Annotated in this window: 15 protein-coding genes; 11 read left to right on the forward strand and 4 right to left on the reverse strand. The window is 38.4% G+C overall.

All coding sequences use genetic code 11. The features are described from left to right. Positions 1-125: 125 nt before the first annotated feature. The gene (gene lrp / locus ED622_RS15340) at positions 126-617 is read right to left on the reverse strand and encodes a leucine-responsive transcriptional regulator Lrp (protein ID WP_045101653.1); all 492 of its coding nucleotides are present in this window, start codon (positions 615-617) and stop codon (positions 126-128) included. 156 nt (positions 618-773) lie between these two features. On the opposite strand from lrp, the gene ald reads away from it, so the two are divergent. The 4 genes from ald (at position 774) to cydC (ending at position 6,655) form a co-directional block, all read left to right on the forward strand. Continuing rightward, positions 774-1,892: an alanine dehydrogenase gene (gene ald, locus ED622_RS15345; protein WP_122035506.1), complete on the forward strand. Its 1,119-nt coding sequence runs from the start codon at positions 774-776 to the stop codon at positions 1,890-1,892. Positions 1,893-2,050: 158 nt separating this feature from the next. Next, the gene (gene trxB / locus ED622_RS15350; protein ID WP_045101651.1) at positions 2,051-3,016 is read left to right on the forward strand and encodes a thioredoxin-disulfide reductase; all 966 of its coding nucleotides are present in this window, start codon (positions 2,051-2,053) and stop codon (positions 3,014-3,016) included. 152 nt (positions 3,017-3,168) lie between these two features. Continuing rightward, the gene (gene cydD, locus ED622_RS15355; protein WP_122035508.1) at positions 3,169-4,941 is read left to right on the forward strand and encodes a cysteine/glutathione ABC transporter permease/ATP-binding protein CydD; all 1,773 of its coding nucleotides are present in this window, start codon (positions 3,169-3,171) and stop codon (positions 4,939-4,941) included. Continuing rightward, positions 4,934-6,655 (forward strand): cysteine/glutathione ABC transporter ATP-binding protein/permease CydC, encoded by a 1,722-nt coding sequence (gene cydC, locus ED622_RS15360; protein WP_122035510.1) that lies wholly within the window; start codon positions 4,934-4,936, stop codon positions 6,653-6,655. Before cydD ends, cydC begins: the two co-directional genes overlap by 8 nt. Positions 6,656-6,782: 127 nt before the next feature. Here cydC and serC read toward each other — a convergent pair whose 3' ends face one another. Both serC and ED622_RS15370 read right to left on the reverse strand, forming a co-directional pair. Beyond that, a complete protein-coding gene (gene serC / locus ED622_RS15365; protein ID WP_122035512.1) occupies positions 6,783-7,865 on the reverse strand; it encodes a 3-phosphoserine/phosphohydroxythreonine transaminase in 1,083 nt (360 codons plus the stop codon). A gap of 183 nt (positions 7,866-8,048) precedes the next feature. Next, positions 8,049-9,350 (reverse strand): DUF945 family protein, encoded by a 1,302-nt coding sequence (locus ED622_RS15370; RefSeq protein WP_122035513.1) that lies wholly within the window; start codon positions 9,348-9,350, stop codon positions 8,049-8,051. A gap of 275 nt (positions 9,351-9,625) precedes the next feature. Here ED622_RS15370 and ED622_RS15375 point away from each other — a divergent pair, with 275 nt between their 5' ends. After that, positions 9,626-10,177: a hypothetical protein gene (locus tag ED622_RS15375; protein WP_122035515.1), complete on the forward strand. Its 552-nt coding sequence runs from the start codon at positions 9,626-9,628 to the stop codon at positions 10,175-10,177. Between the two features lie 129 nt (positions 10,178-10,306). Here the strand turns inward: ED622_RS15375 and ED622_RS15380 are convergent, their stop codons facing one another. Further along, a complete protein-coding gene (locus ED622_RS15380; RefSeq protein WP_122035516.1) occupies positions 10,307-10,936 on the reverse strand; it encodes a TfoX/Sxy family DNA transformation protein in 630 nt (209 codons plus the stop codon). A gap of 385 nt (positions 10,937-11,321) precedes the next feature. Here ED622_RS15380 and ED622_RS15385 point away from each other — a divergent pair, with 385 nt between their 5' ends. The 6 genes from ED622_RS15385 to ED622_RS15410 all read left to right on the forward strand — a co-directional run bounded on the left by ED622_RS15385 (position 11,322) and on the right by ED622_RS15410 (position 17,359). Then, on the forward strand, positions 11,322-12,248 hold the full coding sequence (locus tag ED622_RS15385; protein ID WP_122035518.1) for an HDOD domain-containing protein: 927 nt from the start codon (positions 11,322-11,324) through the stop codon (positions 12,246-12,248). A gap of 87 nt (positions 12,249-12,335) precedes the next feature. Then, a complete protein-coding gene (locus tag ED622_RS15390; protein WP_122036144.1) occupies positions 12,336-13,235 on the forward strand; it encodes a lysine exporter LysO family protein in 900 nt (299 codons plus the stop codon). A 122-nt stretch (positions 13,236-13,357) separates the two neighbouring features. Continuing rightward, positions 13,358-13,870, forward strand: coding sequence for a hypothetical protein (locus tag ED622_RS15395; RefSeq protein WP_122035520.1), 513 nt, complete (start codon positions 13,358-13,360; stop codon positions 13,868-13,870). 162 nt (positions 13,871-14,032) lie between these two features. Then, the gene (gene panP / locus ED622_RS15400) at positions 14,033-15,676 is read left to right on the forward strand and encodes a pyridoxal-dependent aspartate 1-decarboxylase PanP (RefSeq protein ID WP_122035521.1); all 1,644 of its coding nucleotides are present in this window, start codon (positions 14,033-14,035) and stop codon (positions 15,674-15,676) included. 338 nt (positions 15,677-16,014) lie between these two features. Further along, positions 16,015-16,869 (forward strand): MurR/RpiR family transcriptional regulator, encoded by an 855-nt coding sequence (locus ED622_RS15405; RefSeq protein WP_122035523.1) that lies wholly within the window; start codon positions 16,015-16,017, stop codon positions 16,867-16,869. 226 nt (positions 16,870-17,095) lie between these two features. Further along, positions 17,096-17,359: a GrxA family glutaredoxin gene (locus tag ED622_RS15410; protein ID WP_122035525.1), complete on the forward strand. Its 264-nt coding sequence runs from the start codon at positions 17,096-17,098 to the stop codon at positions 17,357-17,359. Positions 17,360-17,404 lie beyond the last annotated feature (45 nt).

Consider the following 17,404-nt stretch of genomic DNA (forward strand, 5'->3'; position numbering starts at 1 on the left):
GCATAACGCCGCTCGTCATTACTCAAAGGCATCTTAGGTAGAATATACCTAATAGCCTTTAAGCTCTTCAAGGTTTTGTAAATTAAAGAACAAAAAAATCTCTAAAATTTAGAACCTTGATACCATTAGCGAGTTTTAATCACTAAATGGTTAGTCTGTTTTACCTCTTCCATGACTACGTAAGTACGTGTGTCGTTTACTCCAGGAAGACGCAACAGTGTATCACCAAGCAATCGGCGATAAGCACTCATATCTGATACTCGAGTCTTTAAAAGATAATCAAAATCACCTGAAACAAGGTGACACTCTTGAATATCGTCTAATAACTGTACCGCTGTATTAAATTGTTCAAACACATCGGGTGCACCACGGTTCAGTGTGATCTCAACAAATACTAATAATGATGCATCTAAATATTGTGGATTCAACAAGGCAGTATAGCCATTGATGTACCCTTGACGCTCTAAACGACGAACACGCTCTAAACACGGAGTTGGTGATAAGCCCACTCTCTTAGATAATTCAACATTTGAAATTCGTCCATCTTTTTGGAGTTCATTTAAAATATTGCGATCGATACGATCCAGTTCCTTGGACGGTTTCTTATTATCTACCATTTTTTATTCCACCTTATTACTTCCTTGCAAAAAAATATACTACAACTTTTTAATATTTAGCATCAAATTTTGCTAATTACAAACTATACTAGTTAAAAATTCGAAACAAAAACCCTACAAGCAGTCATAATAACCATAACATAAAAGGAAATCAGGATGATCATTGGCGTACCTAAGGAAATAAAAAATCATGAATACCGCGTTGGCATGATCCCAGCGAGTGTTCGAGAATTAATATCCCATGGCCATGACGTTTTTGTCGAAACAAAAGCCGGTTCTGGCATTGGTTTTACCGACGATGATTACATCGCGGTAGGCGCATCCATTCTTCCTACAGCCGAAGACGTTTTTGCTCAAGCTGACATGATTGTTAAAGTTAAAGAGCCACAAGCTATTGAACGTGCAATGCTACGTGAAGGGCAAATTTTATTCACGTATTTACATCTTGCACCAGATTTTCCACAAACAGAAGACTTAATTAAGAGTAAAGCTGTCTGCATCGCATATGAGACTGTAACAGATTATATGGGTAGACTGCCACTATTAGCACCAATGTCTGAAGTTGCAGGACGTATGTCTATTCAAGCAGGTGCTCAAACTCTTGAAAAATCAAACGGTGGCCGCGGTCTACTTCTTGGTGGTGTACCTGGTGTTGAACCTGCAAAAGTAGTCGTTGTAGGCGGCGGTGTTGTTGGTGCAAATGCGGCACGAATGGCTGTTGGTATGCGTGCTGACGTTACTATTTTAGATCGTAACATCGATACACTTCGTGCTCTAGATGAAGAGTTCCAGGGGCGCGCTAAAGTAGTTTACTCAACCGTTGATGCTATTGAGAAGCACGTACTAGAAGCTGACCTTGTTATTGGTGCTGTACTTATTCCTGGTGCTGCTGCACCTAAACTGGTTACGGCTGATCACATTAAACGTATGAAACCAGGCGCGGCGGTTGTTGATGTTGCTATTGACCAAGGCGGTTGTTTTGAAACGTCTCATGCAACTACACACGCAGATCCTACTTACATTGTAGATGAAGTGGTTCACTACTGTGTTGCTAACATGCCAGGTGCCGTTGCTCGCACATCTACTTTTGCGCTTAATAATGCAACCCTTCCATATATTATTAAATTAGCAGATAAAGGCTATAAAGCAGCACTTCTTGAAGATAAAGGCTTCCTAGATGGCCTAAACGTTATCCACGGTAAAGTGACTTGCAAAGAAGTAGCAGAAAGCTTTGATTTAGAATATGTCTCTCCAGAAGCAGCACTAACTGCGTAAAAACATATCCTATAACAAAATCATTGAGGGCACCCGCTGTGGTGCCCTTTCTTTACTGCAATAAATTCCATACAATCACCTTAATCACTAAGGATGATGAACACACCCTTGTCGTTCCCACCTTATTTCTCGTTTTTTGATTTTAGCTCGGAGATCCTATGAGCAACGTTAAGCATTCTAAATTATTGATCCTTGGCTCTGGCCCTGCTGGTTATACTGCTGCTGTATATGCTGCACGAGCAAACCTAAACCCTGTAATGATCACAGGTATGCAGCAAGGTGGACAATTAACCACAACGACAGAAGTTGAAAATTGGCCTGGTGGCGCTGCAGATATGACGGGCCCAGGTTTAATGGAAGAGATGAAAGCACACGCGGAACGTTTCAATACTGAAATGATTTTTGATCATATTAACGAAACTGATTTCAGCCAGCGTCCTTTCCGCCTAAAAGGCGATTCTGCTGAATATACCTGTGATGCTTTAATCATCTCAACTGGCGCTTCAGCTAAATATCTAGGCTTAGAATCTGAAGAAGCATTTAAAGGCCGTGGCGTTTCAGCTTGTGCTACGTGTGACGGTTTCTTCTACCGTAATCAAAAAGTAGCGGTTGTTGGCGGTGGTAATACTGCTGTTGAAGAAGCATTGTACTTATCAAACATCGCCGCTGAAGTGCATTTGATCCACCGTCGCGATACCTTCCGTTCTGAAAAAATCCTAATTGACCGCTTAATGGATAAAGTTGAAAACGGCAATATCATCTTACATACCGACCGTACGCTAGATGAAGTACTGGGTGATGAAATGGGTGTTACCGGTGTTCGATTAAAAGACACAAAATCTGATGCGACTGAAGATTTAGAAGTCATGGGCGCATTCATTGCTATTGGTCATCAACCAAATACCGCTATTTTCAATGGTCAACTTGATATGGAAAATGGCTACATTAAGGTGAAATCAGGCCTTGAAGGCAATGCAACTCAAACGAGTATTGAAGGTATCTTCGCTGCGGGAGACGTTATGGACCATAATTATCGTCAAGCAATTACCTCTGCTGGTACAGGTTGTATGGCTGCATTAGATGCAGAGCGCTTTTTAGATGCGTTAGAAGCAAAAGAAAGTTAAACTGTCTGCCGTTAACGTTAAACCCGAAGCGAATACTTCGGGTTTCTTTTGCTCATCTTATTTTACTGATGTACATATGGTTTCTTATATTCTAATTATTAAAATAGATACTGTACGTATGTAAAATAATACAAAACGTAAGCCTTCATATTATGGATAAAAATCAACAGCGCGAGTTAGGACAATGGCTTAAAGGTCAGAGTAAACTTGCAAAAAAATGGCTAACCCTCTCTATCGGGCTTGGCTTTCTTTCTAGCCTTTTTCTTATAGCACAAGCTGCATTACTTGCCGATATCTTGCACCAACTGATTATTGAACAAGTAGATAAGTACGAACTCATTTCCCACTTTGTCGCTATTCTCGCAATTGTTGCTATTCGAGCAGCTTGTAGTTGGGGTCGTGAAATTGCTGGCTATCGATGTGGTGAGTATGTCCGTGTTCATATTCGCCAATTGGTGATGAATAAACTTCAAGAGTTAGGCCCTGCCTATATAAAAGGCAAGCCAGCTGGTACATGGGCAACCTTATTACTCGAACAAGTAGAAGACATGCAAGATTTCTTCTCTCGCTATCTGCCACAGATGTCTTTGTCCGTATTAATTCCTTTTGCCATTTTGATTGTCGTCTTCCCACAAAACTGGGCTGCAGGTTTAGTATTCCTATTGACCGCGCCGTTGGTTCCACTATTTATGGCTCTGGTTGGTATGGGTGCTGCTGATGCTAACCGCCGTAACTTTAAAGCGCTACAACGTTTGTCAGGCCATTTTTATGACCGCCTGCAATCGATGACGACTATCCGTTTATTCAATAAAACCGCTCAAGAAACCGAGCATTTACATGGTGCTTCTGAAATCTTTCGTAAACGCACTATGGAAGTACTAAGACTGGCTTTCTTATCCTCTGCGGTATTAGAGTTTTTCACTTCAATTTCAATTGCTATCGTAGCGGTCTACTTTGGTTTTACCTTTATAGGTGAATTAGACTTTGGCCATTACGGAACCACAGTTACGCTATTTACTGGTTTATTTATTCTTATTCTTGCCCCAGAGTTTTATCAACCACTGCGAGATTTAGGGACTTTTTACCACGCAAAAGCACAAGCTGTCGGCGCTGCTGAATCTCTTGTTGAGTTTTTAAATACTGACACTAATGCTCAAACTAATGGCACTCAAAAAGTCTCTGATTCAACCACGCTTGATATTCAAGTTACTGATCTGGTTGTGACTACGCATGATGACAAAACGTTATTAGGCCCTATTAGCTTTCACCTTTTGGAAAGTTCTCAAACTGCGTTAGTCGGTCCAAGTGGCGCGGGTAAAACTAGCTTAATTAATGCCATATTAGGTTTCTTACCTTATCAAGGCAGCATTAAGATTAATGGCATAGAGCTGTCTGAGTTAGATAAGAAACAGTGGTATCAAGACATTAATTGGGTTGGACAAAACCCTACCCTAGTTCATGGCACCATCGAAGAAAACATCACCTTAGGTAAACAAGAGATCACAAAAGACCAACTTGATTCAGCAAGCAAACAAGCCTTTGCTAATGAATTTATTGATGATCTTGGTTATCAGCACGCTATTTCAGATCGCTCAGGTGGTTTATCTGTTGGACAGGCTCAACGTTTAGCGTTAGCTCGTGCACTGTTACAGCAAGGTCGTTTATGGATTTTAGATGAGCCAACCGCTAGCCTTGATGCTAAAAGTGAACGTCTGGTAATGAAGAGCTTAAATGAAGCGACTCAAGGGCTAACCACCTTAATGATCAGCCATCGTTTAGATCAACTTCATGCGATGAACACCATTTTAGTTATGGATAAAGGTCAAGTGGTTCAATCTGGTTCATTTGATGAAATTAAAGACTCCGGCTTATTTGCAACCATGCTTGCCGCAAAACAACCAAAGCAAGGTGATCTTGATGCGTGATTTACTGCCTTACATTAAATTATACAAAAAACATTGGTTTGGCCTAACACTAGGTATGTTACTTAGCTTTGCAACCTTATTTGCATCTATCGGCTTATTAACGATTTCAGGCTGGTTTATTTCAGCTTCAGCTCTTGCTGGTTTAACCATTGCTCGTGAAACATTTAACTACATGCTTCCTGCGGGAGCGGTACGTGGTTTCTCTATCGGCCGAACCGCTGGTCGTTGGGGAGAACGAGTCGTTAGTCACAATGCTACCTTTAAATTACTAACTGAATTACGTATTTTCTTCTTTAAAAAATTAATACCGTTAATTCCAGGTCGTTTTTCAAAGCTGCGTGACGCCGATTTATTAAACCGTCTTGTTGCTGATGTCGATGCGATGGACCATGTCTATCTGCGTCTTATTAGTCCAATTATTGTTGGTACATTAGGCATTATCGGACTAACCGCTTTTCTTGCGTGGTTTGATGTCACTATAGGCCTGACTCTTGGCGCGATTCTATTTTCTCTACTGCTTATCTGGCCTACCCTTTTCTATAAGTTAGGCAAACAAAATGGTGCAGATCTTACTCAAAATAAAGCCACATTGAGAATTAAAACCTTAGATTGGCTTCAAGGTAATGCTGAACTGCGTATCTTTGGTGCAGAAGAGCAATATCACCAACGTATTCTTGATGCTCAAGTCGCACTGTTATCTAATCAACGTCACATGGCAACATTGACTGGCTTAGCTAATGGGCTGCTGCTTTTAGCTAACGGCTGGACACTGCTATTAATGCTGTGGATCTCTGCAGATGGTATTGCTGGTATGACGCCAGATCCAATGGTGGCTATGGTTGCCTTTGCGACAATGGCAAGTTTTGAATTATTAATGCCAATTGCAGGCGCTTTCCAATATTTAGGCCAGACATTAAGTTCTGCTCGTCGCTTAAATGAAATCATCACCGCGGAACCAGATACTGTCTTTGATGAAAATGGCGTGACTCAAGAGATAAAAGGTAACTTAACGATCTCTGATGTGAGTTACCAATATCTTGATGCGGATACCGATGCGATCACACACGTCTCACTCGATCTACTTGCAGGTCAAAAAATGGCGATCGTGGGTCAAACAGGCTCAGGTAAATCAACCTTATTGCAGTTACTAACTCGTCAATGGGATCCTAAATCAGGCTCTATTGCCATTGATGGTGTCCAACTGCCTAAATGGAAAGAATCAAGCCTACGCAGCGCTATGTCGGTTGTTAGTCAGCGTGTTGATATTCTCAATGGCTCATTAAGAGATAACCTCTTACTCGCAAACGATGAAGCAAATGACGAGTTATTAACCCAAACGCTAAATAAGGTAGGCCTAGGCGATCTTACTGCTGATGAGGGCTTAAATACCTGGCTAGGAGATGGCGGACGTCAACTTTCTGGTGGTGAACGCCGCCGTATTGGTATTGCACGAGCTTTATTACACAACGCTCCTATCGTGTTACTTGATGAACCAACCGAAGGCTTAGATCAAAAAACAGAGCAACAAATAATGTCTGTATTAAATGATCATATTAAAGATAAAACCGTGGTATTTATTACCCACCGATTGGTTAATTTAGAAAACATGGACCATATCTGTCTTATGGATCACGGTGAAATAACGGAACAAGGCACACATGAGAGCTTACTTGCACTCAATGGGGCTTACCATCAGCTATGGCAACGTTTTTAAATAAAGCATTAGCTCGTTAACCACCTGCTTATTCTGAAACCATAAAAAAGCCGATACTGTTTATTCAGTATCGGCTTTTTATTTACTCTGTATTTAGCTCATCTACTAATTAGATAAAACCAACACCTTATGCGTATTTAGTTTCAAATTCTTTCATAAACTCAACTAACGCTTGAACGCCTTCTAATGGCATTGCGTTATAAATCGATGCTCGCATACCACCAACCGCTCTATGGCCTTTTAAGGCTTTTAGACCAGAATCATCTGCTAATGATAAGAATGTCTCATCCAGCTCTGGATTAGCTAACTGAAATGGAACATTCATTAACGAACGGTTATCTGCATGAACATCGTTACGATAGAAATCAGAGTGATCAATATAATCGTATAGTACCGCTGCTTTCTTACGGTTATGCGCTTCCATAGCCTCAATGCCGCCATGAGCTTTTAGCCATTTGAAAACTAAACCCGAAAGATACCAAGCGTATGTTGGTGGTGTATTGAACATTGACTCTTTATCAGCCAATACGCCATAGCTTAATACGCTAGGAAGTGCATCTGCTGCTAGTTCAAGTAAATCATCACGTACAATTACAATGGTTAAGCCTGCTGGTCCAATATTCTTTTGCGCACCAGCATAAATGACACCATATTTTGATACATCAATTTGACGCGATAAGATCGTAGACGACATATCAGCGACAATTGGTTTATCAATGACCGGTAAATCATTAATTTCGATACCGTCAATGGTTTCATTTGGACAAAAATGCACATAAGCCGCATCATCACTTAGTGCCCATTCAGCAGCAGGCTGAACGGCTTTTTTGCCATCGACAGTAATAATGGTTTCAATGACATTCGGCGTACAATATTTTTTTGCTTCAGTCACTGCACTTTGAGCCCAATACCCCGCATCCACATAATCCGCTTTAGTGTTTCCACCAAGTAGATTCAATGGAACCGCTGCAAATTGTGCTCGTGCGCCGCCTTGGCAAAACAATACCTTATAATTCTCAGGAATTGATAATAAATCACGCAGATCTTGCTCAGAGTCTTCCGCAACTTTAATGAACTCTTTACTACGGTGGCTAATCTCCATAACTGAAGTGCCTAAACCGTTCCAATTCACCAATTCCTTTTGAGCTTGGGCTAGAACGTCTACTGGCAGCATTGCTGGACCAGCACAAAAGTTAAATACTTTTTCCATGTTTCTCAAAGGCTCCTGCTATTTTATAAAAGATGTTTACATAAAATAATGTATAGAAATTAATACCACCTTTTCTCTCACAAGGAAATCAGAAAGTGATCTAATTCACTAAATCACTCAAATATTATCTATAGATAAAAAAATAGCCCACCTAGTGAGCTATTTTGATTCAATAAAAGACGATTAACGTAAATAGCTTAAAAAGCCTAATAGCATAAACAACGGCATTTTTTGTCCGTTAAGCAACTCAATTTGACCATTTGCAATCGTTGCAGATAAACGGTAATTATCACCCTCTTCTACGGCAAACTCATTAATCAATAATTCATCCATTTGCATACGCAACTCTGGCGTCTCATCAACTAATTTCTTTGCAATAACTAATTCCGTTTTCCCTTCTAGGGTTTGAACTAATTTATCTGCATTTTGAGAAGCTCTTGCCGTACCAGCTGGTAGCGCTAATTTAATGCTGCTATCAACTTTACTACCAAGTACTTCAGCACTGAATTGATTGATATTAACTTTAAAACCTTTGGCTGCTAACAAATCAAATGACAACATAAGTTGCTGAATTTTATCATTGTCTAGCTCTTGGTCTTGAAGTAGCGGAACCAATTTAATTAAAGCGTCGTAATTTAGGTCTTCAAAACTAATATCAAAAGTACCTTCTTTAAGTACTCCAGCGTCGGTATTCACTTCTGCTAAAGTAAGTACATTTTGAGAGGTAAAGGTATTGTCTTCAGCCTTATCTTTTACTTCAGTTAAGTGATTACTGCTTGTGTATTTAAGTCCTTTCACTTCATTATTAATTTGGCTTTCAATATCATTTAATAACATTTTCTCAATGCTAACATTTGCCTCACCAATAAAAATATCACCAACATAATGACCAGCGCTTTGACCCGCAACATTATCAATAATCATTTCAGACTGATTATCTAAGCGTATTTCAGTTTTAGGCAATTGATATGACACATTGAACTGACCGTCTTTTTCAATAACAGCAGAAACTTGACTTGCCGCTAAGAAAAGCTTTTCAACCCCTTGAGCTTGAAGGTCTTCAGTCATGAAATTCGTGTCTTTACTTGATAGCAGTAATTCTGTTGTTCCTGTCAGTTGGCTCTCAGTGGTTAATGTTAGCCCTTTAATAAACTCTGATGTTTCACTCGTTGTATCAAACGTTGACACTGAAGATACTGAGAATAGCCCATGAGAAATATCATGATTAATAATCACTTCTGTTGGGTAACCCGCGTATTCTAGTTCTTCACTCAATCCCTTATCAATAACATGAACTCGGCTTTGCGCTGTTGAGCTTAAATAACCGCGATCATAAGAAACAGATTCAACCTCAATGATCGAATTATGATAAGAAGCTATCCCATCTTTAAAAATAGCTTCACCAATCTTCCCTGTGGCAAATGGCCAGCAAGCGATAATTGCAATCGCACCACCAATTGCAGCGTACTTTCTTAATTCGTTCATATTGTTATCCAATTTTATCCATTTTTGTCAGTTTACCTAAGTCACTCACTGCAATACAACTCTATTTATAAGATAAACTTGCTTTCTAATCAGCAAAATAACTTGTCTTGGCTTATATTTTGCTTATTTAAAACAAAACGAATACACGTTAATTTTTTGACTAATTGCTGTAACTCTAAAATTTATAGACTACCTTCTAGCAAAAATACCCATTTCTGTTAGTATCTAGAGCATATTTTTTATTACAGCACTCAATTTGATAGGTTTCAAATATCATGATCCGTAAGACACTTTTAGCTTCAAGCCTAATGTTCATTTCAGCAACGTCAATGGCTGCAGATAATGACCCAAACAATGCAATCATGAGCAACTTCAGCTATGACTATGTTGAAGCTCGTATTGGATTTAGCCCTTCAACATTTGGTGCTGGTTTTAGTAAATCAATTCACCCTAACGCACACGCTATCGTTTCAGTTGATTCTGAACTAGATGGTGATTACGACTTAGCAACAGGTCTTGGTTTTCATGCTCCAGTAAATAACTGGGCTGATATTACTGGTGAAATGTTGCTTCGCGTTGTTGATGATAACAAGCACTACAAAAACGATACAGGTATGGAGCTTAACTTAGGCGTTCGCCAATGGTTAGGTCCTCAACTAGAAGTCGGTGGTAAAGTAGGTTACCTATCAATTGATGATAATGACGATACGTTATTCTCTGTATATGGTCGATTCCACTCAACAGAGCTATTCTCTATTGGTGCTGAAGGTCGATTCAATGGCATCTATGGCGACCAGTTACTACTAACTGCACGCTTTAAATACTAAGTTTTTAAGAGCTAATTTTTTAAGAACTAAGTTTCTAAGCACTAAGCTTACTTATTAAAGTTTAGAGCAAAAAAAACCTCGTTATACCTATAAATCAAAAGGAATAACGAGGTTTTTTTATTGGTATACTCAAACTTGTTGTAATAAGGCTCTTTTTGTTGGTTCTTGCAATAATGTCCAATGCACACCTGACTCTGCACCGGCAAACTTCCAAAGCAATTTCACATCAACATCACCACCATACGTTGTATTTACTTTCCTAAATACATCGACAGCTCCAGTGTTCAAAAAAGCATTAACATCTGGAATTCCTGCTTTCTTTACCATTCTTTCTAATGTTAATTGCATATTCGGCAAATCACGTAATCGACGATTCTCTTTTGATTTCTTGAACTCTCTTTCTGCTCGTGAGTTTTCCATCGCTTCTTTAATTATATTCAAAAGCAACGCTGGTTTTTTATCAAATAACTCACTGATATCAAAATAATTAACTGTCGCTATTGTTGTTTTCTTTACGTGCTTAAAACGTTCACAGCCTAGCTTTTCAAATTGCTCATCAACTAACCCACCACCTCGAACATACAGTCGTCCTTCAGTTACGAGCGAAAACATAGCGTCTTCAGTAAATAATCCAACACCACCAAACATCGAGCGTTTATTAAATCGACCCAGTTTTTTTACAAAATTAAAAAAGCGTTCCTCTAGATGACTCATTTCGATCTCCTTGATCTTAAACTCAGTGACCCCCGTCCCTGTCATAAATTTGACATCAAGCAATTGAATAATAAACGTACAATTTTATATTTTCTATTATTTTTATATTAAGCATTGAATCTACAGTTAATTATCTAACTGCGATCACAATCATCTATGTTAATTCGTGTCGGCAAGTAAGTAGTTTCACCGACTTAGCTCTCATTATAGTCTCATAGGAGTGCCTATTAATTCGTTGATGTACTTCACAAGAATACATTTACACCATCAATAACCAGCCCCTTATTTATTCCTGCGTAATAACTTTTCAACGCGTTGTGTACTTAAATAACGCTCTTTTTTAGTAAGTAGTCTCATTTTCTTGAGTTTCTTTTTCGATATCATAAAAATACTGTATGATTCATTCATCATTTAAAGGTATGAATTAAGAATGGATCATTTATCGTTTTTTTGGTTACCTCACGATAAAGAAAAAGTACTAGCTGCATTAAGAAGTGAGTTTAGCGACTTAGCTGCTCAGAGTATCTCATCAGGTAACATTCAATTGCCTCCTATCCCTGATGTTGTACTTAAAATTCAAAAGCTATGTACTCTTGAGGGCACATTAATTAAAGATGTCTCCGATGCTTTATTAGAGGACCCAAGTCTCACAGCTATCGTCATTCGTATGGCTAATTCTGTTGTTTTCAATCGTCGAAATATTACTTGTACTGATGTATTAACCGCCGTTTCACGCCTTGGTATTTTCCGTGTTCGAGACATCGTTACAGCTCAAGCTATTGAGCAACTAAAGCATTCTTGTGATTTAAATAAAGAATGTAATGCACTACTTCGTAAAAGTGCCGCTCGCTCTCGTGAATTTTCTGCAGTTATGACCATGGTTTGTCAAGAAATGATAGCGGCATCTGATGATAATTCTCTCGCTTATTTGGAGCCAGAAAAAGCATTACTTACTGGGTTACTTGCGGATATTGGGCTATTTTGCCTCGTTAACGAGTATTATGATTATCTTGAGAAAGGCAATTATTTAGAGTTGGACTTAGCGCTTTATATCTTTGATAAAGAGTGTAACGATACTAGTTATCACGTACTAAATCACTGGCAATTTGATAGCGATTTCTTAGCTGTTGCAACCAATACTCAACAGCAATTAAAGCCAGATGAACAAGTTAGTTATTTAAATATTGCTCGTATTGCTAATCATATATTATTGTTTAGAAGTAAAGATGACAGCCTTGATGAACATGAAATTGAAATTACGCTAGAAGGAGCTGAAGCTCTCTATACGCTAAGCAATCTTACAAACAGTCAATTTAACGATCGCATTAAAGAAACCTTAAAAAGCAGTGGTTTGTAATTTAATTACTAAAAATAGATAACTTATATTGATGTCATTAATAAGCCTTGATATTCTCAAGGCTTCTTCATGGATGAGATCAAAACTATGCTTTCTGGAATGCTATTCGTTTTTTTACCCCTGCTATTTGGTTATCTAATACCTCTTCATAAAAAGAAGCCTCTTCAGCACATAAACGCCGCAACCAGTCATTTAGTTACTGTCATACTTGCATTGATGGGGCTAAGTCTCGCCGCGCTTGATAATTTAGCTCAAAACCTAAATCAAATAGTAACAATTACCGCTGTGTTTTTTGTCTCTATCAGCGTGTGTAATTTAGCTATCCTCCCTATTATGGATAAAATTTTCCCTCTTAATTCTGAAGGGAATAAAAACACACTTCCATTATTCAAAATGATCCTTGAGTCCGCGAAATTGCTACTTGCTGTGGCTGGTGGTTTATTAGTGGGTTTATTAAGTGGCATTGACCTTTCATGGGTTGAAGAAGCCAGTGAATTAATTTTATTGCTTTTACTTTTTCTTATCGGTATTCAGCTAAGAAATAGTGGCTTATCTCTTCGTCAAATTTTACTTAACAAACATGGAATCATTATTGCTGCCGTTATCATGTCAACGTCACTTATCGGTGGCCTAATCGCAGCTCTATTTTTAGATATTCCTTTACAGCACGGTCTAGCAATGGCCTCTGGCTTTGGTTGGTATTCGCTTGCAGGGATCTTAATGGGCGATGCTCTTGGGCCTGTTTATGGTGGTGCAGCTTTCTTAAACGAACTCATGCGTGAACTGGTCGCTCTCTTATTAATTCCAACACTCATCCATCGCTACCCTGTGACTTCAATTGGTTACGCAGGCGCAACAGCAATGGACTTTACCCTACCTGTTATTCAAAACTGTGGCGGTATTCGTTGTGTTCCAATTGCCATTGTTAGTGGCTTTATCCTAAGTTTGTCCGTACCTTTCTTAATGCTATTTTTTGTTTCCCTCTAATATTAATTTTTCAATTATAAATTAAGAGGGAAGCATCACACTGTGAGTTGTTTAAATTGCATTTAGTAATACGATGCCTACAATCACAGCCAATAATAATGATTCATTTCTAAGGATTTGTAATGAAACTTGCTGCTCTTATTTTACCATTTGCTTTATTAACAACGTCTGCTCAGGCTGCTGATACTGAATGCTTAAGCAACAAATACAGCCAATACGTTGATGCATCGCTAACTTGGTATAAAGATCTCATTGCGATTACAGTTCAAAAAAATCCGAAATTAGATAGCGTGGGTGAATGGTTTCTTGAAGGTCGTGAACATCACTTTGAATTAAATCGTGCAGCGGTTGATTTTTATCTAAAAAATGATCCATCAAAAGTCAAAACTAACCAATCGATTGAATCTTGGTTACAGTTAGAACAAAAAGAAATTAAAGCATTAGCAGCCAATAAAGATGAACTTGGCAAAATAGCAAAAGTAACTTTTGATGATCGTCAATCTCAGCCTCATAAACAAAACTATGAATTGCGTTCTGCTTTTGCTGATATTTTAAGTCACCCAAAAGACATTGAAACACCATTAAATGCTTACAACCAAAAAATAACAGAGATTAGCAAAATCAGCTGCCAATAAGTTGTTGGTTATTTAATCAAGAGAATCGATTTATCTCCCTCAGAGGCCTGAGTTGCACATTTGGACAAGACTTTTTACTCATTTTGATCTAAATTGTGCTCTCAGAGCCAGTAAAGAGAACCCATCTTTACTTTTCAATCATCAACAAATAGAACAGATACCATGGTAACAGACAACAAAACAGCGGATGCCAACTTAGAAAGCATGCTGCGAATTTTTACTGTTCCGGAAGCGCCCGATTCTACTCTTGGTAAAATTGAGCAAGAACTTTCTCAAAATCTAAATAAGTTCTTACGAGAGCATATTGTTGCAGAGGAAAAACCTCTGACTGAAATAGAGAAAGATTTTACGGATTCCTCAATGCCTGAATCGCCGACGTATGTTTCTGAACATACTGAGCATTTATTGAATACGTTAGTTTCTCAATCTGTTCATACTTCAGCTCCAAGCTTTATTGGTCACATGACATCTGCATTGCCTTACTTTTTAATGCCGCTGTCTAAGATCATGATCGCCTTGAATCAAAATCTAGTCAAAATTGAAACATCAAAAGCATTTACCCCATTAGAACGACAAGTTTTGGGTATTTTGCATCGCCTTATTTATGGTGAGCAAGACGGTTTTTACCATCACTGGATGCACAGCGCCGATCACTCATTGGGGGCTTTTTGCTCTGGTGGTACTGTCGCTAATATTACCGCGTTATGGGTTGCAAGGAACCGTTTATTAAAACCTGAAGGTAATTTTGAAGGCATTGCTAAACAAGGTCTATTTGCTGCTTTAACTCATTATAAATGCAGCGGACTTGCTATATTTGTTTCTGAGCGTGGCCACTATTCAGTAAAAAAAGCCGCTGATGTATTAGGTATCGGTCAAGATGGTGTCGTTGCTGTAAAAACAGACAACAACAACCGGATCTGTTTGGCTGATCTAGAATTAAAAATCGCAGCCGCTAAAGAAAATAATATTAAGCCATTAGCCATTATTGGTGTTGCTGGTACGACTGAAACAGGAACCATTGACCCATTACGCCAACTGGCAGAAGTCGCTCAACGTGAAAACTGTCATTTTCATGTCGATGCAGCTTGGGGCGGTGCGACTTTAATGTCTAACACTTATCGTCACCTTTTAGATGGTATTGATTTAGCCGATTCTGTCACCATTGATGCACATAAGCAGCTTTATGTCCCTATGGGAGCTGGCATGGTGATATTTAAAGATCCTGAACTTATGTCATCTATTCAGCATCACGCTGAATATATTTTACGCAAAGGGTCAAAAGATCTAGGCCGACATACACTTGAAGGGTCTCGTAGTGGCATGGCAATGCTATTGTACTCTTGCTTTAATGTTATTAGTCGTCCAGGTTATGAACTACTGATCAATCAAAGCATTGAAAAAGCTAAGTATTTTTCTGAATTAATCCAACAACAAGATGACTTTGAATTAATATCAGCACCAGAGCTTTGTCTACTTACTTATCGCTATGTGCCAAAACGAGTAAAAGAAGCCTTATTATTGGCAACACCAGAGCAAAGAATTGAAATCTATGAGCACTTGGATAATCTCACTAAATATATCCAAAAAACTCAACGTGAAACGGGTAAATCATTCGTTTCTCGAACACGCTTAACGCCGGAAAGTTACCAGTCACAACCGACGATTGTTTTCCGAGTAGTACTTGCCAATCCTTTAACGACAAAAGATATCTTAAAAAATGTCCTAATCGAGCAAAGATGCATTGCAAAAAGTAGTGAGATTTCTCTTCCACAATTACTCACTCTTACCGACTCAATCTTAAATTAGCTTAGCAACAACTCCTCATCCAGGTTATTTTATCTCATATAAAGTAACCTGGATTTTGTAATTATTTTCCTGAAAGTCTGAAATTTAATCACAAGATCACGCCAATATTTACAATAAAACTCGATTTATAAATAAAAACACTTTCTAAATTGAAAGTGTTTTTAGAGTTCTGTCATATTATTGTTATAAAAATACACTCAAGACCGTCATTTGTTAGAGGCACACTCTACAAACGTATATACTTAATCTCATCAAATATTTATAGCGTTAACCAGAGTAAACCAAGGTAGGTTATTCTGGCTAGGGTTATACTAAGAGCAGAATGTAGAAGAGTGCATATGAATACGATTGAAAGAATACAAAATAATTTAGATAACTTCAGTAAATCAGAACGTAAAGTTGCTGAAGTAATCATGGCCTCACCACAAACGGCCATTCACTCTAGTATCGCTACATTAGCAAAAATGGCTGATGTAAGTGAGCCAACTGTTAACCGTTTTTGTCGTCGTTTAGACACTAAAGGCTTTCCTGATTTTAAACTTCACTTAGCACAAAGTTTAGCGAACGGAACACCTTATGTGAACCGTAACGTTGAAGAAAATGATGGCCCAGACGCCTATACGCACAAAATTTTCGAATCAACAATGGCATGCTTAGATGTTGCTAAGAATAGTCTTGATCCAATGCAAGTTAATCGTGCTGTCGACTTATTAACTCAAGCGAAAAAGATCTCATTTTTTGGTCTTGGCGCATCAGCTTCTGTTGCACACGATGCCATGAATAAGTTTTTCCGCTTTAATATTCCAATCACGTGTTTTGATGATATCGTCATGCAGCGTATGAGTTGCATCAACTGTACTGAAAACGACGTTGTAGTATTAATCTCTCATACTGGCCGCACAAAGAGTTTGGTTGAGATTGCAGAACTTGCTAAATCAAATGGTGCGACAGTTATTGCTATTACAGCGAAAGACTCTCCACTAGAAAAGATGTCTTCTTTAGCTATTTGCTTAGACGTTCCAGAAGATACTGACGTTTATATGCCAATGGCGAGCCGTGTTGTACAAATGACAGTTATCGATGTATTAGCAACAGGCTTTACCTTACGTCGTGGCGCTGGCTTTAGAGACAATTTAAAGCGTGTAAAAGATGCGTTAAAAGACTCTCGTTATGAAAAAGACAACACTCTCTAACTTTTTCATTTCAAAAAACATTTAAGAACCCACTTTAATTAAGTGGGTTCTTTTTTATAAATCTCATTGATTCTATTTAAGATCTCTTCTTTTTATTACTTTTCAATCCATAGGTTTTACCTATTAGATAGAGAGGTGAAATCACCTTTACTTTGCAGATAACAGTAGGCATAGTATTCCTATTGATTGCAGTAACACGCATCCCTTACTATTTGGAGTTAACACTATGTTTGTAGTTATTTTTGGTCGCCCTGGTTGCCCATTTTGTGTTCGTGCAAAAGAACACGCTGATACGCTAAAAGAAAAACGTGAAGATTTTAACTATCGTTATGTTGATATTCATGCAGAAGGGATCTCAAAAGCAGATCTAGAAAAAACAGTCGGTAAGCCTGTAGATACTGTTCCTCAAATTTTTGTAGACCAAGAGCACATTGGCGGCTGCACAGAATTTGAAGCATATGCTAAAGAGAACCTAGGTCTTTTTGATTAATCTATAGCCTGCACCAATGTATTTTAAATCACTGCTCTTGAGCGG

Source organism: Aliivibrio sp. EL58 (assembly GCF_900312675.1).
Classification (GTDB): Bacteria; Pseudomonadota; Gammaproteobacteria; order Enterobacterales; family Vibrionaceae; genus Aliivibrio.

Coding starts and splice junctions, on each gene's coding strand:
- ED622_RS15390 (WP_122036144.1), top strand. CDS start 12,336: ATGCTTTCTGGAATGCTATTCGTTTTTTTACCCCTGCTATTTGGTTAT.
- ED622_RS15410 (WP_122035525.1), top strand. CDS start 17,096: ATGTTTGTAGTTATTTTTGGTCGCCCTGGTTGCCCATTTTGTGTTCGT.
- ED622_RS15405 (WP_122035523.1), top strand. CDS start 16,015: ATGAATACGATTGAAAGAATACAAAATAATTTAGATAACTTCAGTAAA.
- ald (WP_122035506.1), top strand. CDS start 774: ATGATCATTGGCGTACCTAAGGAAATAAAAAATCATGAATACCGCGTT.
- serC (WP_122035512.1), bottom strand. CDS start 7,865: ATGGAAAAAGTATTTAACTTTTGTGCTGGTCCAGCAATGCTGCCAGTA.
- ED622_RS15385 (WP_122035518.1), top strand. CDS start 11,322: ATGGATCATTTATCGTTTTTTTGGTTACCTCACGATAAAGAAAAAGTA.
- ED622_RS15380 (WP_122035516.1), bottom strand. CDS start 10,936: ATGACAGGGACGGGGGTCACTGAGTTTAAGATCAAGGAGATCGAAATG.
- panP (WP_122035521.1), top strand. CDS start 14,033: ATGGTAACAGACAACAAAACAGCGGATGCCAACTTAGAAAGCATGCTG.
- trxB (WP_045101651.1), top strand. CDS start 2,051: ATGAGCAACGTTAAGCATTCTAAATTATTGATCCTTGGCTCTGGCCCT.
- lrp (WP_045101653.1), bottom strand. CDS start 617: ATGGTAGATAATAAGAAACCGTCCAAGGAACTGGATCGTATCGATCGC.
- cydD (WP_122035508.1), top strand. CDS start 3,169: ATGGATAAAAATCAACAGCGCGAGTTAGGACAATGGCTTAAAGGTCAG.
- ED622_RS15375 (WP_122035515.1), top strand. CDS start 9,626: ATGATCCGTAAGACACTTTTAGCTTCAAGCCTAATGTTCATTTCAGCA.
- ED622_RS15395 (WP_122035520.1), top strand. CDS start 13,358: ATGAAACTTGCTGCTCTTATTTTACCATTTGCTTTATTAACAACGTCT.
- ED622_RS15370 (WP_122035513.1), bottom strand. CDS start 9,350: ATGAACGAATTAAGAAAGTACGCTGCAATTGGTGGTGCGATTGCAATT.
- cydC (WP_122035510.1), top strand. CDS start 4,934: ATGCGTGATTTACTGCCTTACATTAAATTATACAAAAAACATTGGTTT.